Raw genomic sequence first — 15042 nt, 5'->3', positions numbered from 1 at the left:
TAAGAATCGTTATGCACGGGAGGAGGCACGCCGCCGGGGCGGCGTCCCGGCCATCCTCAGCGCGACAGAAAATGATGCAGCAGCCAGCTTAGCAGTGGCGCCAGGATGATGACCGTATAGAGGCGCACGATATGGAAGGCCATGACCGCCGGGGCGTTGTCGCCCATGTCCACGGCCATGCCCACCACGGCCTGCAGGCCGCCGGGGCTGGTAGCCAGCACGGAGCTGGCCGCGTCCATGCCCACCTGACGAGAGACGAACCAGGCGCCGAGGCAGCCCGCCAGCACGAGCAGCAGGGTGGAACCGATCATGAGGCCCGCCATCTTGCGGATCTCCAGCAGGCCCTCCTGAGTCAGCATGTTCCCGACGAAGATGCCGATGGCGATCTGGGATGCCAGCTGGAAGGACAGGGGCGTCGCGGTCATGACCTGACCCAGCAGCTTGACGCCCAGCACGGCCAGCACGGCCCCGAACATGGGCCCGCCCGGCACATGCAGCCAGTGGAACAACAGGCCGCCTGCCGTCCCGGCAAGGGCGATGAGCGGAAAAGCGTACGACATGCGAACCTCCTGCAACCGGAAAGTGCAATATGATACGCCTGTTCCGCGGCAATCTCAAGCCGCCTCACGCCTCCCCGGCCGGGGCCGTTTGGGGATGGGGGCTCTACTCGCGGGCGGCCGGCGGAGTATGGTCTCTTGTCTTTTCCCCGCCGCACATGTAGAGTGTCGCTATCGCCATCCTGCGATGGTGGATCGCGGCATGCCGGCACGGGGCCGTATATCTGTTGTGTTGGAGAGGCGTGAAAATGGCCATGTGCATGTGTGGCCTCGCAAATGGGGTGAAATTCCAGCGCAAGGGAGTTCCCATGATTTCGCGCAAGTCTCTCTCTCTCTCTCTCTCTCTCTCTCTCTCTCTCTCTCTCTAACTCGCGCGCGTGCGCCATACATACGCGAATTAGGTCGCGGACTTGCCGCATCAGGCGAATTGCGATGGATTCCCGCGTGCGCGGAGTAATTCAGAGGTCGTAATGCCTATGCAGATAGTCGAAAGCATCAAGCAGCAATTGACCCCCTTTTCGCCGGGGTTCTGGTTCCTTGACGGCCATTCGGTTAAGATGGACGACCAGGCGCGAACGCTTCTTCAACTTGACTCCCCTGAAGTGGCGCTGGAAGATTTCCTGAAAATCATTGACGAGAGCTCGGCTGATTTTTTGCGGAAGTTTTCTTCTTCCTTGCATGGAGACACCCTGGTGCTCAAGTTCACCATGAAGCATTCCCCCGAAAAGTGGATACTCATCCAGGGAGGCGTTCTGAACAGGGATTCCTCGGGAAGGGTGACATGCTGCTCCGGCTATTGCGTTGAACTGCGAACGAAATTTTCTTTCCCGCGGCTTTTCCAGACCAATGAGATGGGCATATGGGAGTGGGACGGCATAACCGGAGAGTGCCGGTTTTGCGACAGCTACCGCGCTATGCTGGGTTACGATGCGAGGGAGCATTTCCCCGTGACTTTCGAGGAATGGGCGACCATCGTCCATCCCGACGACCTTGATGCTGTGGATTTTCAGCGAGAGTTGGCCGTTCATCCCGAATTCGGCGACAGCTTTGAATGTTCGATCAGGCTCAGGCACAAGAATGGGCATTATGTCTGGACCATCGGATCGGGCTTCGTCACGCAGCGCAACTACCTCGGGCACGCCGTCGCTCTTCGCGGAACGAACCAGAGCGTGGAGATAATCCGGCAAAAATATGAGACCTCTCTGCGGGATGCCAAGCTTGATCCGATGACGCGCATGTACAACAGGGATTTTTTCAAAAAGGAGTGGCTCGAAATCCTACAGAGCAACGTGTTCCCCATAAGCTTTTTGTACATTGATATCTGCGGCCTGAAAATGGTCAACGACACCCTCGGCCATGCGCAGGGTGACAGGATGATCCTCACAGCGGCTGAGCTTGTTGACAAGGTCATCCAGATGCCCAAATTCTCCATCAGGATGGGGGGGGGACGAGTTCCTTATCATCCTGCCGAACTGCACGGCCGCGCTTGCCGCCGAGTGCGCGAAAAATCTGAAAAAGGCGCAATTGCTGCGCGGTGACCAGGAATTTCCCGTGCTGTTTGCCGCCGGAACGTCATCGATGATCATAAAAGCGGAATTGCGGGAATTCATTTCGGCCGCTGAACGGGAGATGCAGCGCAACAAGGAACATTCCCGCCGTGAAGATCGGGCTTTCCTGCTTGATTATATTGAACGCTTCCGAGGAGAGCGGGTCTCGTACACTGATGATCGTATCAATGCCGGAGACGGAAGCTGAAGTGCCCGTCCCGTGACCGCCGCGGACTGTTCGTTTCGCTTTCACATGGGCTGCTCTGTCGCCGCCGTTCCGGCCAGGGCCTGTGGACGCCATTCGCTGCCTGTTTTGGGGGAAGGGACCCCCTCCGCCGGCGCGGGAGCGGGGTTTCCTCCCCCCAAGCCCCTCCCGCCCCGGCGGCGACCGAAAGGCCCGTTGCGACTGCGGGAAGCCGCGGGCATCGACAGCGACGCGAGGGGATCCCCCCTCCCCCAGAACAGGCAGCGAATGGCGTAGACCGACTCTCATGGAGAAGGGGAAACGTTCTTCATCAGGCGGACGGCTCGGCCTTGCCGCGCGCATCCTCGCCGTCCGGCGTCCCTTCCTCCTCGCGCCACCACCAGCGGGCCCGTCGGCAGAGCAGGTCGATGTCGCCGCCCGCGGCCACGTTGAGCATCTGCCGGTACTGGCGGACGGCCTCGTGGCTGTAGGGATTGGCCTCGAAGAGGGCGCAGAACATGGCCCCGTCCTCGGTGAGCATCTTGCGGGCCGCCGCCTGCCGTCGCCGGAAGGACGGCGTGATGTACGGCAGCAGCTCCTCGTCCCCGGCCAGCAGGGCAAAATAGGCCAGCGTGGTGATGAAGTTCATGTTCTGGACGCGGGCCATGGCCCGGTCGTGCGCCTGCGCCGTGGTGCGGAAGCAGCGACAGCCCAGCGCGGCGAAAAAGTCCTCCACCTTGCGGACGGCCTCGTCCGGGGTGTCGGCGGCCGGGGTGACGGCCACGGGCAGTTCCTCGCCCTCGGCGGGGCGCGGTCCGAAGAGCGGATGCGTGCCCACCACGGCATGGGGCCAGACTTCGCACATCTGGCGCATGGGCTGTTCCTTGACGCTGACGATGTCCGACAGCACGGCCGAGGGCGGCAGATGGGGACGGAGCAGCGTCGCCGTTTCTTTCAGGGCCGCGGCCGGGACGCAGAGCAGGACCAGCTCGGCCCCCCGGCAGGCGGCGGCAACGGCGTCAGGGGCAAAGAGCGCTGTCCCCCTGCCGGAGACCGCCACGCCGAAGGCTTCCGCGGCGGGCTGATCGTCGCTGATGTCCAGCGGCGCCACGTCCAGACCGGCCGCGCGGGCGCGCCGCAGCAGCATGTCGCCCATGCGGCCGCGGCTGCCCACCAGAACGATCTTGCCCTTCATCGGATCTGCTCCCAGCACTGCCAGAAATCGGGGAAGGACTTGTCCACCACGGCGGGATTGTCCAGCCGTTCCCGCATGTTGATGGTGGTGTCCCGCAGGGAGAGCAGCGCAAGGGACATGGCCATGCGATGGTCGTTATGGGTGCAGAGCGCCACCTCGTCCGGCAGCACCGGGGCCTTGAGCCCGAAACTGCGTCCGGCCAGACCGTGGATGAGCAGCCCGTCGGAGAGCTCGTCCACCATGACGCCGGTCTTGCGCAGTTCCTCGGCCGGAGCGCGCAGGCGGTCGGACTCCTTGAGGCGCAGATGGGCCACATTGCCGATGCGGGTAGAGCCCTGCGCGAAGCCCGCCAGCACGGCCACCGTGGGCACGAGATCGGGGCAGTCGCCCATGTCGAGCTGCACGCCGTGCAGGGCGGAGGGGTAGACCGTCACGCCGGTCTCGTCCGCGTCCACGCGAGCGCCCATGCGGCGCAGGATGTCCAGCATGGCGCGATCGCCCTGCAGGGAATCCCGGCGCAGCCCTTCCACGCGGACGGGGTGGCGTCCCACGGCTCCGGCGGCCAGCAGATAGGAAGCCCCGGACCAGTCTCCTTCGATGACATGGCGGCCGGGCCGGTAGGTCCCGGGCTGTACCGTGATGCGCAGGCAGCCCGGCGTCGCCTGGCGCAGTTCCCGCCAGGACTGTCCGGGCAGGGCCTGCCATGTCCCGTCGGGGGCGGGGCGCGTCTCCACCGTGAAATGCTGGCCGAAGTCTTCCAGACATTGCAGGGTCAGGCCCACATAGGGCCAGGAGACAGCCTTGGTCCCGCCCAGCGTGATGGTCAGCGGCGAGGGACAGAGCGGGGCCGCCAGCAGCAGTCCGGAAAAGTACTGGCTGGAAGCGTCCATGCCCAACGTGATGTCCCCCTGTACCCGTTCGGGATGCAGACCGGCGGCGTGCAGCAGCAGAGGGGGACAGTCCGGGCGGCCCTCATGGCGGATCTCCGCGCCCAGCCGGGAGAGGGCTTCCGTAAGCTCTCCGATGGGCCGTTCGTGCATACGTTCGGCCCCGTGGATGCGGAACCAGCCCTGCCCGGCGGCGAGCACCGCCGTGAGCAGGCGGCAGGTGGTGCCGGATTCGTGCACATCGCAGGAAAGGGCGTGAGCGGCGTTGCCGCCGCCCTGCGGACGCCGCATACCCGTGACCAGCCATTGCGCCGAAGCATGGCCGCTGTGCCCCACCACTTCAAAGCGCGCGCCCGCGCTCATGAGGATGGCGCGCGTCTGCTGCAGGTCGCGGCTTTCCAGCACATGTTCCAGCGAGGACTCGCCGCAGGCCAGGGCCGCCGCGATGCAGTAACGGTGGGAGAGGGACTTGGAGGCCGGCGCCGTGACGTTACGCATGGTCGTCATCCTTGTTGTTGTCCGGCCGATCGAGCTGGGGGCCGGTGGGGTAGCAGCCGAGGATGCGGAAACTGGTGCAGACCTCGTGCAGCTTTTCAAGCAGTTCCGCGTATTGCGGCGCTTCCAGATCGCTTTCCACATCCGCAAAGAAAACGTACTTCCAGCACTGGCCGCGCAGGGGCCGGGATTCCAGCTTGCGCATGTTGATGCGGTAGCGGGCCAGCAGGTCCAGTACGGCGGAGAGGGTCCCGGCCTTGTCCGGCAGGGTGAAGAGCAGGGAGGTCTTGTCCGCGCCGGTATGGCCCGGCACCGGGGTGCGCATGGCCCCGCCCAGCTGGGCGCGGGCGGCCTGCGGTCCGATGATGACGAAGCGCGTCCAGTTGCCCGCCTGATCCTCGATGCGGCGGGCCAGGATGGCCAGCCCGGCCAGATCGGCCAGCCTACCGTTGCCGATGGCCGCCGCGCCGGGCTCGCCCTGCGCCCGCCGGGCGGCGGACGCCGTGGATTCCACGGGCACGAGGGCGGCATTGGGCAGATGGGCCCGCAGCCAGCCGCCGCACTGGGCCAGCGGCTGCGGATGGGAGTAGACGGTGCGGACCTCGGCCAGCGAACCGGCATTGCTCAACAGACAGTGGGAGATGCGCGAGAAGAGTTCGGCCTGGATGTGCACGTCATGGCTCAGGAAAAGGTCGAAACTCACGCCAACGGTGCCCTGGAGGGAGTTCTCCAGCGGCACGACCCCCAGCTCGCACTGGCCCCCGGCCACTTCCTCAAAGACCTGCGCCAGATCGTTGCAGGGATGGAAGATGGCCGAGTGTCCCAGATACTCCACGCCCGCGAAATAGGAGAAGGTCCCTTCCGGGCCGAGATAGGCCACATGCTGCGGGCGCTGCAGCGCCCGCGAGGAGGAGAGGATCTCGCTCCAGATGGCGCGCAGATGGGTGTCCGGCAGCGGCCCCGTATTCTGGCGGGCCAGATTGTCCAGCACTTCGCGTTCGCGCAGGGGCTTGAAGATGATGCCGGGATCGTGCGCCTTGATCTGTCCCACTTCGAGGCTGAGCGCGGCCCGCTCGTTGAGCAGGGGCAGCAGGCGGCTGTCCACCTCCTCGATGCGGGCGCGGATCTCGGCCAGACGGCCTGCCGATGCTCCGGCGGTCGGCGTAGGGGAACCGGACATGCTAGACCTCCCTGATCTCTTCCTGGATACGCATACCGAAATGGCGTCCGGCCTCGTCGGTGCGGCAGAGGACGGTATCTCCCGGCTTCAGGCTCACCACGCTGCGCGGAGTGCCGTCCGGGGCCGTGAGACGGATGGTCTCGGCATTCTGCAAAAAGACCGCGCCGCGCTGCGTGCCCTGCGGACCGCGCACCTCGGCCTCGATGAGCAGCATGGGCCGCACCTCGATCTTGACCCGGCCCAGCGTGGCCACGGTGGTCTGACCGTCCGCGCCCACGATGAGCACCTCCTGTCCGGCGGTCAGCTCGCCCAGATAGCAGGTCTTGTCATGCGGCAGCCGGGCATAGGCGTGCACAGCTCCGGCATTGACCCGGAAGGGCCGCGCCGCCACATATTCGTTATGTTCCGTCTCCGCATGGACGAGGAAGGTGAAGGCGCTGGAATTGCCCACCAGCATCCCCTGACCGCGCTTGAGCAGGGAAAGGGTATCCGCGCAGACGCGATGTCCCAGCCCCACAGGCTCCACACGGGTGATGACGGCCTCCTGCAGGTCCTCGCGGCCCTGAGAGAGCTTGCACTGCGCCACGATGGTCTTGAGTTCGCCCACGGCCTCCGGCAGGACGACGATGCCCTGCACGCCGCGTTCAAGGATGCCCGCCGCCAGACGGGCCTCTTCCAGACTGCCCGCCTCGGCCAGCACGTTGTCGCTCTGGGCCAGCAGGTTCTCCACGGGGATGACCTCCCAGCCGCGGGCCAGCACCACCCGTTCCCCGGCGTGCAGCCGTTCCAGCACGGCCTCCTCGTCGGCCTTGACCGTCAGGGCCACGGCGGGCGTCTCTTCCGCCGCCCAGACCGGGCAGCGGGAGAGGCCCGCGACAGCCTCCACATGTTCGCGGGGCACGATGACCCCGTCCACCCCCGACTCCAGCGCCAGTGTGACCGCGCCCTTGTCGAAGGGATCACAGCGAAAGTACACCCTGGCCATGCTATTCACCCACGATGGCCAGCGCGTGATCCACGTCGGCATTGTCATGCACGATGGCGCGCATGGCACGGACGAGCTCGATGCGGCGGGGATGCTGGAAGACGTTGCGGCCGATGGAGACGCCCGCGCCGCCGGCCTTCACGGAGTCATGCACCATCTGCAGGAGCTGGCGGGTGGAGTCCATGAGTTCGCCGCCGGCGATGACCACGGGCACGCAGCAGGAGCTGACCACATCAGAGAAGCTTTCGATGTCGCCGGTGTAGGGCACCTTGACGATGTCCGCGCCCAGTTCCACGCCCACGCGGGCGCAATGGGCCACCACCTTGGGATCGTAGCTGTTGGGGACCTGCGGGCCGCGGGCGTAGACCATGGCCAGCAGCGGCATGTGCCAGTTGTCGCAGGCTTCGGCCACCTTGCCGAGGTCGGCCAGCATGAGGCGTTCGTTGGGATCACCGAGGTTCACATGCACGGAGACGCAGTCCGCGCCGTGCTTGATGCCTTCTTCCACCGTGCCCACGAGGGTCTTGGTATTGCCCATGGGGGACAGGGCGGTGGAGGCGGAAAGATGGACGATGAGGCCGATGTCCTTGCCCGCGCTGCGGTGGGAGCAGCGCACGAGCCCCTTGTGCATGAGCACGGCGTCCGCGCCGCCGATGGCCATGTCGTTGACGGTCTCGCGCATGTCCACAAGGCCGTCCACAGCGCCGATGGTCACGCCATGATCCATGGGGACGATGATGGTGCGGCCATTGTCACGATTGATGATGCGTTCCAGACGGACTTTCTTGCCAAGGTACATGGTGGTTCTCCTTTGCGGATGCGGTTCCGGGCCGCGGCGGCATAAAAAAAGGGCCGCCGGCGGTTTGCCTGCGGCCCGATGGGTTCGGTTGACGGATGGATGTCAGCAACGACCCCGGCCACAGGCTTCGGTAAAGTACGCAAAAAAGTACCAGCCATAAAAGCCGGCGGCGTAGTTGGAAGCGGTGGCAAAGGTGTTGCGGGACATGAAAAACTCCATCGTTTCGATTTAGGTACGCCTCTCCCCGTGGACTTGTCAAGTCGTCGGGAGACATTTTTCCGCATCCCCCGACGCGGGCGGCGGTTCGCCCCGCGCCGGGCCTTCTCTTTACAGGGCGGCGGCCTTGCGTGTACCAAGAGGTATGCGTGTCTCTCTGTTCTCTCTTACCCTGAGTTTGCTGCTCCTTGTGCCCGGACCGTTCGTCACTGAGGTGTCCACGGGAGGACCGGCGTCCTTTTCGGCTTTGGGAGTGGCCCATGCCGCGCAGACGCGCCAGAAACAGTCGCAAAAGCGCCGCGGTAAAAAAAAGAAGGCCCCGCTGCACGGCGAGTCCTGGGCGTTCGGGCAGTCCGCCGCCCGTGAGGATGCGCTCTGGAAAAAAGGGGTGGAGGGGGAGACCCTGCATCATCGCGCCAGGGGCGGCAAGCAGTCCGCTCCCGCCGTGGGCAACACCGCCAGCATCGAAGCCTCGCTCAGGCGGGAGGCCGACCGGCAGAAAAAGGATGAGGAGCGCCGTCGCCGGGGGGGGCTGGGCATGAGTCTGGACACGGACGATTCCGTCTGGCGGCCGCAGACGCCGATGGCCCCCGGCAAGCCGGACGAGACGCTTTCCATCGGCCATTCACGCCATACCCTGCGCGCCTTCGGGGACGTTCGCAGCGATGACCTCAGCATTTCCGTCGGGCCGGAGATCACGGTCAAGGACAAGGAGCACGGCGGGCATTTTTCACGCAGCGACGAGCCGGACTCCGCCGTGGGCATGGGTATGCGCTTTTCTCTGGATTTCTGATCGTGTGCCGTTCGAGCGGCGCGGGCTACGCGCCGGGACGGATGAACATGGCGTCCCCGTAGGAGAAGAAGCGGTAGCCCCGGCGGACGGCCTCCGTATAGGCGGCAAGTATGCGCTCGCGTCCGGCAAAGGCGGAGACGAGCAGCAGCAGCGAGGATTCCGGCAGGTGGAAATTGGTCACCATGCCGTCCACCACCCGGAAGCGGCGGCCGGGATACAGGAAGATGTCCGTCCAGCCGGTAAAGGGCTGGAGCCCGCCGCAGACCTCCGCCGCGCCTTCCAGGGCCCGTACGCTCGTGGTGCCCACGGCGATGACGGGACGTTTTTCGGCCCGGGCCTTGCGGATGGCCTCCACCGTGCTTTCCGGCACTTCGATATATTCCCGGTGCATACGATGATGGCGCACGTCCTCGCAGCGTATGGGGCTGAAGGTGCCGTAGCCCACATAGAGCGTCACCTCGGCCCAGCCGAAGCCCCGTCCGGCGAGCCGCTGCCGCAGATCTTCCGTGAAATGCAGACCCGCCGTGGGGGCCGCCACGGAGCCGAGCTTGTCCTCCCGCGCATAGACCGTCTGGTAGCGGCTCAGGTCCTCCCTGTCGTCGCTGCGCTTGATGTAGGGCGGCAGGGGGATATGTCCCGTGGCCGCAAAGGCCGCCGCCAGATCCCCTTCCCAGTCCAGCCGCACACGACGCTGCCCGAAGGGGCCGGATTCCAGCACCGTCACCGTGATGCCCGCGCCGAAGGCCACGCTTTCCCCGTCCCTGATGCTGCCGCCGCAGCGGACGAGGCCGCTGACCTCGGCGCTCCAGCCGTCATCGACGCCCTTGCGGCGATGGGCGTTCTCCATGACCAGCGGCAGGGGCGTCAGCAGCAGGAACTCCACCTTGCCCCCCGTGCCGCGCGTACCCAGCAGGCGCGCCTGGAGCACACGCGAATTGTTGGCCACGAGCAGCGCGCCTTCGGGAAGGAGGTCGGGCAGATCCGTGAAGGCATGATCCTCGAGGGTCAGGTCTCCCCGGCGCGGCATGACGAGCAGACGCGAAGCGCCGCGCGTCTCCGGCGGGAACTGGGCGATCTGCTCCTGAGGAAGGTCGAAACGGTAGGATCCGAGCTGGAAGTCTTTTTCGGTCACGGGAGGAAAAACGGGCTGGGACATGGGCGATCTCCGAGGAAGTCGAGCGGGCCGCCGCCGTCGCGGTCTTGTCAGCGCGGGCGGGAGAGGCTATCTTTTCCAGCCGTTCCCCGGAGGGAACGAGCACCATCCGCAGGAGTATAGCCATGCCGCGTCTTTTTGTCACCTTGGGTCTTTGCGCCCTGTTCGCCCTGACCGGGGGCTGCGCCTCTCTGGGCATAGACAACCCTTTCGGCCCCGGTGAGAATACCCGGCAAAGCCAGCTGCTGGGCGTGTCCTTCCCGGCGGGCATGGCGCTCTCCGGGGATCATTCCCGCGTCAGCGGCGGCGAAGGCGTGGAAGTGGCCTTCGGGCAGGTGACTTCAGCCGCCGCGGCGCAGGGCCTGTTCAACAGCCTGCAGGCGGCGGGCTGGCAGCTGCGCCTGCAGCAGAGCCGCGCGAGCAAGGGCGTCTATGTGTATGAGAACGGCGAGCGCATGGCCGTCGTCGTGGTGGAATCGCAGGCGGTCCAGACCGTGGTGACCATCTGCGCGGGCAATCGTCTGCCGGACGGCAGTATGCTCAGTTTGCCGGGCGGCGGCGGAAGCTCCTCGAGCGATACGGGCGACACGGGCGGCGATGGCGGCTTCGGGACGCCCGCCGCCGACGCGCCGCCGGTGGGCACCTCCGAAAGCTGGGGCGCGCCTGCTTCCGGCGGCTTGCAGGAGCGCGAACTGTGAGCCTTGACTGTCTGTTCAGCCGGAGCCGCCACTTTGCCGGGAAGCGGCTGCATCTGGGCATTTGCGGTTCGGTGGCCTGCTACCGCCTGACCGATGTGCTGCGGGCGCTGCGGCTGATGGATGTCCATGTCTCCGTGACCCTGACCGCCGGTGCGCGGCAGTTCGTGACGCCGCTCCTGTTCGAGGCGCTGGGGGCCATGCCGGTCTACGGGGAGATGTTCGCCCCCGGCGAAGATCCCTTTGCCCATCTGGAACCGGGCCAGCACGCTCAGGCCATGCTGGTGGCCCCGGCCAGCGCGGACGCCCTGTCCCGTCTGGCGCAGGGGGCGGCCTCGGACATGTTGTCGGCGCAGGCGCTGGCTTTCGAGGGGCCGCTGCTGCTGGCTCCGGCCATGAATCCGCGCATGTGGCGCCACCCGGCCACGCAGGCCAATGTGGCCACGCTGCGGGAACGCGGCGCGCGGCTGATCCTGCCGGATTGCGGACGCGCGGCCTGCGGCGATGAGGGGCAGGGCCGTCTTGCGCCGGTGGAAGAGCTTTTCTGGCACGCCTTGCGGGCCCTGTCGCCGCAGGACATGGCCGGGCGGCGGGTGCTGGTGACGCTCGGCCCCACCCGCGAGCCGTGGGACGGCGTGCGGTACTGGAGCAATCCCTCCAGCGGACAGATGGGCGGGGCGCTGGCCCTTGCGGCCTGGCTGCGCGGCGCGGAGGTGACCGCCGTCTGCGGGCCGGGCTGTCCGGCGCTGCCGTCGGAGATCCGGCGTACGGAAGTGCTCACGGCGCGCGACATGTTCGCGGCGGCGGCGGAGGTCTGGCCGGACATGCATCTGGGCTGCTTCACGGCGGCCGTGGCCGATTTTTCCCCGGAGCCCTACGGGCCGGACAAATTCAAGAAGGAAGGCGCGCAGGACGGTTTCAGCGTTCGCTTCCTGACCAATCCCGACATCCTCGCCACCCTGTCCGCCCGGCGGCTGCCCGGTCAGAAGACGCTCGGTTTCGCGGCCGAGACCGCGCCGGACATGGAGGCACTCATGGCGCTGGCCCGCGCCAAGCGCGCCCGCAAGGACGCCGATCTGCTGGCGGGCAACCGCGTCAACGGCGAGGGCAGCGGCTTCGGCAGTCCGACCAACAGCATGGCCGTCACGGACAGGAACGGCCACGAGGAGATCTGGCCGCAACAGGCCAAGTCCGATGTGGCCTGGGAGCTGCTGTCATGGCTTTTGCGTCTGTAAGCCCGCTGGCCGCCCCGTGGCAGCGGCTCGGCCTGCGCTATCTGCTGTCTCCCGTGGACCTGCCGCCGGAATTGTCCCTCACGACCGAACAGACATCCGGGGGGCCTGTCGCCGGTCCTGCCGGACAGGCACGACCGGCCGTATCGCCTCGGACTGCCGGGACCGTCCCGGCCCGTGAGCCGTCCCGTCCCGCCGCTGGCCCCGCGAGCCGCCCGGCGGTGCGTCCCGCCGTCCGGCAGGTCGAGGAGCCGCTCCCCGCGGCGCACGCGGCGGCTTCCCGGCGTGTCGTCTCGCCGTCGGACGCCGCTCCCGCTCGTGAGGAGTCGGAATGGCGGCCGCTGGCCCCGGCCCTCTGGCCCGCGCCCTGGCAGGAACGTCTTGCCCGCACGCGGCCCGGTCTGGTGGCCTGGACCTACTGGAACCTGGGCAGCGATCTCTGTGACGGCGGGCAGCCCGGCAAGGCCGAGCGCGGTCTGTTTTTCCGACGCCTCCTTCAGGATCTCGGCCATCCGCAGGGGACGCATACCTTCTGGCCCGTCTGTCTGCCGGATGCCGGACAGGCCCTGCAGCCCCATGCCGATATTTTCTGGTCAGGACTTCAGGCGCTCAAGGCAAGAGGCGTCATCATCATGGGGTCCGCCGCCGCCCGAGCGGCCGCCCTGCCCGGCAAGCTCGAGCCGCTGAGCCATCGGGTCTTCCGTGGGCGGCGCGTCTGGATCCTGCGGGATGTGGACCTGATGCTCGACGACGCCTCCCGTTACGACCAGATGTTGGCCTTCCTGCAAAACGCTCTGCAATCCTTTCTTCCGAGGTAGTCATGTTCATTCCCATTAGTCTCATGCTGACGGGCATAGCGCTCGGCCTGTGCCTGCGCAAGGTCGCCTGGCTGGCGCAGGTGCCGCGAGCCATCACGCCCACCATCCTGCTCCTGCTTTTCGTGCTCGGCGTGGCGGTAGGAGGGGATCCCACGCTCATGGGGAATCTGCCCCTGCTCGGCGGTCGGGCGTTGGCGCTCACGCTGGCGGGCGTGGGGGGGAGCATGGTCGCCGTCATCCTTGTCCGGCGCTATTTCCCGGGCGCGGAGGCGGGGCGTCATGCCCGCACGGCCGCCATGTCGGGCGATCCCGCCGGCAGTCCCGCGGATGCTTCGGGCATGGCCACCGCCTTCGAGGACGCTCCCGTCCCGCCGGAGGCGTCCGTCCGTCCCTCGGAGGAGGTGCGTCCGCATGGGCGGTAGTCTCGGCATCATCTGCTGTTTCATCCTGGGCGCGCTCTTCGCCTGGCTGGGCTGGGTCCCGGACTATCTGCTGGGGCATGAGGCCACGGTATATGTCCTCTATGTGCTCATGCTGCTGGTGGGCTTTTCCATCGGCTATGACCAGCGGCTGGGGGAGATCCTGCGCACCCTGCGGCCGCGTGTGCTGCTGTTGCCGCTGGCGACCGCCGTCGGCACCTTTGCGGGCTCGGCTCTGGTGAGCCTGTTCATGGTCTACAGCGTGGGTGAATGCCTTGCCGTAGGCGCGGGCTTTGCCTACTATTCCCTGTCATCGGTATTCATCACCCAGTACAAGGGGCCGGAGCTGGGGACGGTAGCGCTCATGGCCAACATCATGCGCGAGCTCATCACCCTGCTTTTCGCGCCTCTGCTCGTCCGCTGGATCAGCCCGCTCGCGCCCATCTCCTGCGGCGGCGCGTCCACCATGGACACCACGTTGCCCATCATCACCCGCTATGCCGGGCAGCAATGGGTGTTCGTCTCCATCGTGCACGCCATGATCCTTGATTTCAGCGTGCCGTTCTGGGTGACGTTCTTCTGCGAGCTTTAGGGCCTGTGAACACTATTCGTTGCCTGTTTGGGGGAAGGGGAACCCCTCGCTCTGCTGTCGATGCCCGTAAGGCTCCTGCGTCGCCTAACGGGCACGGCCCTGTGGGCCGCCTTTCGGTCGCCGCCGGCGCGGGAGGGGTTCCCCTTCCCCCCAAGCCCCCCATCCCTTCCCCAGCGCGCTTTTACCGGGGGAAGAGTCAGGGACACGAGGCATCCCCACCTCTGAAGGCAAGCGGAACATGTGGAGCTTGTTTGTTTTATTTATTGAGATTGTTTGTAAAATTTGTGTTGACACGCCCCAAGGCGTTTTGCCTTTGAAAAAGGCGGAACGCGAGGCGGCGGCGCAGCGCCGCCTGGACAAAACCAGGCGGAAAAAACGCGTTTTTTCCGCGAAACGACAGGTCGTATGGGTGAAAACGCCTAAGGAGGAAAAGCCATGTCCCGTATGCGTCATGCCAAGACTCGTTTTCGCCAGCTGCTCGAAGCGCCGGACTGGCGGAGCCATCTGTCCGAGATCGCCGGAGAGGGCCTTTCCGCCGTGGGGCCGCTGCTCTCCTTCCTGCTTTTGTCGCCGTGTCTGCGTCATCGGGCCGCTGTGGCGCTGGGCGCCGCCGTCGCCGGTCTGGAGCGCGAACAGCCTGAAGCCGTACGCAACATCATGCGCCGCCTCATGTGGCACATGAACGAGGAGTCCGGCAATATCGGCTGGGGGATCCCCGAAGCCTTTGCGGAAGCCTGCTGCGCGTCGGAACTGGCGGCCAAGGATTTCCACCGCGTGCTCATCTCCTACGTCATCGAGCTGGAAAAGGACGACAACTATTGCGACCATGACGTGTTGCGCCGCTCCTGCTTCTGGGGGATCGGCAGGCTGGCGCAAGTCCGTCCGATGCTGGCGGAATGGGCGCGCCCGTGGCTGCGCCGGGGGCTGGACGATCCCGATCCCGTTTGCCGGGGCATGGCCGCATGGGCATTGCGGCAACTGCCGCCGGACATGATGGACGCTCCCCTGTTGCGGCGGCTGGCCGAACAGGGACCGGATGTCGCCTGCGAGATCTTCGACGGCGAGGCTATGCGCGCCACCTCGGTGAGGGAGCTGGCCGCCGGAGGGAAGGAACTTTTCTGACGGGGCGCGGCCGCTGTCCGCCATCCGGGCGGCGACCGCTGACGGACTGGTGGAGGAGAAGGTCCGGCGTTTGGGGGCGTGGGGGTATCGACGACGCCTTAGGGTCAGGACTCATTATTTCCATACGCTTCAAAAAAGAGTAGGTATGGAGACGGAGGTTACCATGTCTACTC

Annotated in this window: 16 protein-coding genes; 9 read left to right on the top strand and 7 right to left on the bottom strand. The window is 66.2% G+C overall.

The annotated features are described in order from the left end of the window. Nucleotides 1-56: 56 nt before the first annotated feature. A complete protein-coding gene (locus Q0K00_RS05220) occupies nucleotides 57-560 on the bottom strand; it encodes an AbrB family transcriptional regulator (RefSeq protein ID WP_297227851.1) in 504 nt (167 codons plus the stop codon). Between the two features lie 473 nt (nucleotides 561-1033). Between Q0K00_RS05220 and Q0K00_RS05215 the strand changes: the two genes are divergently transcribed. Both Q0K00_RS05215 and Q0K00_RS05210 read left to right on the top strand, forming a co-directional pair. After that, a complete protein-coding gene (locus Q0K00_RS05215) occupies nucleotides 1034-2095 on the top strand; it encodes a PAS domain-containing protein (RefSeq protein ID WP_297227849.1) in 1062 nt (353 codons plus the stop codon). Further along, nucleotides 2016-2312: a hypothetical protein gene (locus Q0K00_RS05210; protein ID WP_297227876.1), complete on the top strand. Its 297-nt coding sequence runs from the start codon at nucleotides 2016-2018 to the stop codon at nucleotides 2310-2312. The genes Q0K00_RS05215 and Q0K00_RS05210 overlap by 80 nt, the downstream gene beginning before the upstream one ends. Nucleotides 2313-2619: 307 nt before the next feature. On the opposite strand, the gene Q0K00_RS05205 is transcribed toward Q0K00_RS05210, so the two are convergent. Genes Q0K00_RS05205 through Q0K00_RS05185 form a run of 5 tightly spaced genes read right to left on the bottom strand, consistent with a single transcriptional unit; the run spans nucleotide 2620 to nucleotide 7829 of the window. Continuing rightward, entirely contained in the window at nucleotides 2620-3483 is an 864-nt protein-coding gene (locus Q0K00_RS05205) for a prephenate dehydrogenase (RefSeq protein WP_297227846.1), read from the bottom strand. Then, nucleotides 3480-4868: a 3-phosphoshikimate 1-carboxyvinyltransferase gene (locus tag Q0K00_RS05200; protein WP_297227844.1), complete on the bottom strand. Its 1389-nt coding sequence runs from the start codon at nucleotides 4866-4868 to the stop codon at nucleotides 3480-3482. Before Q0K00_RS05200 ends, Q0K00_RS05205 begins: the two co-directional genes overlap by 4 nt. Next, nucleotides 4861-6045 (bottom strand): prephenate dehydratase, encoded by a 1185-nt coding sequence (gene pheA / locus Q0K00_RS05195; RefSeq protein ID WP_297227842.1) that lies wholly within the window; start codon nucleotides 6043-6045, stop codon nucleotides 4861-4863. Before pheA ends, Q0K00_RS05200 begins: the two co-directional genes overlap by 8 nt. Before the next feature lies 1 nt (nucleotide 6046). Further along, nucleotides 6047-7030 carry a 3-dehydroquinate synthase II family protein gene (locus Q0K00_RS05190; protein WP_297227840.1) on the bottom strand — a complete coding sequence of 328 codons (984 nt, stop codon included), beginning with the start codon at nucleotides 7028-7030 and terminating at the stop codon, nucleotides 6047-6049. Between the two features lies 1 nt (nucleotide 7031). Beyond that, entirely contained in the window at nucleotides 7032-7829 is a 798-nt protein-coding gene (locus Q0K00_RS05185; RefSeq protein WP_297227839.1) for a 2-amino-3,7-dideoxy-D-threo-hept-6-ulosonate synthase, read from the bottom strand. 361 nt (nucleotides 7830-8190) lie between these two features. Between Q0K00_RS05185 and Q0K00_RS05180 the strand changes: the two genes are divergently transcribed. Continuing rightward, the gene (locus Q0K00_RS05180; protein WP_297227838.1) at nucleotides 8191-8838 is read left to right on the top strand and encodes a hypothetical protein; all 648 of its coding nucleotides are present in this window, start codon (nucleotides 8191-8193) and stop codon (nucleotides 8836-8838) included. A 25-nt stretch (nucleotides 8839-8863) separates the two neighbouring features. On the opposite strand, the gene queA is transcribed toward Q0K00_RS05180, so the two are convergent. Beyond that, nucleotides 8864-9994 (bottom strand): tRNA preQ1(34) S-adenosylmethionine ribosyltransferase-isomerase QueA, encoded by a 1131-nt coding sequence (gene queA, locus Q0K00_RS05175; protein ID WP_297227837.1) that lies wholly within the window; start codon nucleotides 9992-9994, stop codon nucleotides 8864-8866. Between the two features lie 122 nt (nucleotides 9995-10116). On the opposite strand from queA, the gene Q0K00_RS05170 reads away from it, so the two are divergent. The 6 genes from Q0K00_RS05170 to Q0K00_RS05145 all read left to right on the top strand — a co-directional run bounded on the left by Q0K00_RS05170 (nucleotide 10117) and on the right by Q0K00_RS05145 (nucleotide 14869). After that, entirely contained in the window at nucleotides 10117-10689 is a 573-nt protein-coding gene (locus tag Q0K00_RS05170) for a hypothetical protein (RefSeq protein WP_297227835.1), read from the top strand. After that, nucleotides 10686-11921, top strand: coding sequence for a bifunctional phosphopantothenoylcysteine decarboxylase/phosphopantothenate--cysteine ligase CoaBC (gene coaBC, locus Q0K00_RS05165; RefSeq protein ID WP_297227834.1), 1236 nt, complete (start codon nucleotides 10686-10688; stop codon nucleotides 11919-11921). The genes Q0K00_RS05170 and coaBC overlap by 4 nt, the downstream gene beginning before the upstream one ends. Continuing rightward, complete coding sequence (locus tag Q0K00_RS05160) at nucleotides 11903-12736, top strand: hypothetical protein (protein ID WP_297227832.1); 834 nt, start codon at nucleotides 11903-11905, stop codon at nucleotides 12734-12736. The genes coaBC and Q0K00_RS05160 overlap by 19 nt, the downstream gene beginning before the upstream one ends. Before the next feature lie 2 nt (nucleotides 12737-12738). Continuing rightward, nucleotides 12739-13158 (top strand): hypothetical protein, encoded by a 420-nt coding sequence (locus tag Q0K00_RS05155; protein ID WP_297227831.1) that lies wholly within the window; start codon nucleotides 12739-12741, stop codon nucleotides 13156-13158. Then, nucleotides 13148-13747 carry a lysine exporter LysO family protein gene (locus tag Q0K00_RS05150; RefSeq protein ID WP_297227830.1) on the top strand — a complete coding sequence of 200 codons (600 nt, stop codon included), beginning with the start codon at nucleotides 13148-13150 and terminating at the stop codon, nucleotides 13745-13747. Before Q0K00_RS05155 ends, Q0K00_RS05150 begins: the two co-directional genes overlap by 11 nt. Before the next feature lie 435 nt (nucleotides 13748-14182). Continuing rightward, complete coding sequence (locus tag Q0K00_RS05145; RefSeq protein WP_297227829.1) at nucleotides 14183-14869, top strand: DVU0298 family protein; 687 nt, start codon at nucleotides 14183-14185, stop codon at nucleotides 14867-14869. Nucleotides 14870-15042 lie beyond the last annotated feature (173 nt).

The sequence above is a fragment of the uncultured Desulfovibrio sp. genome, from assembly GCF_944327235.1.
Lineage (GTDB): Bacteria > Desulfobacterota > Desulfovibrionia > Desulfovibrionales > Desulfovibrionaceae > Desulfovibrio.
The sequence above is the reverse complement of the archived record's forward strand: the minus strand, read 5'-3'. Positions and strand labels throughout refer to the sequence as shown.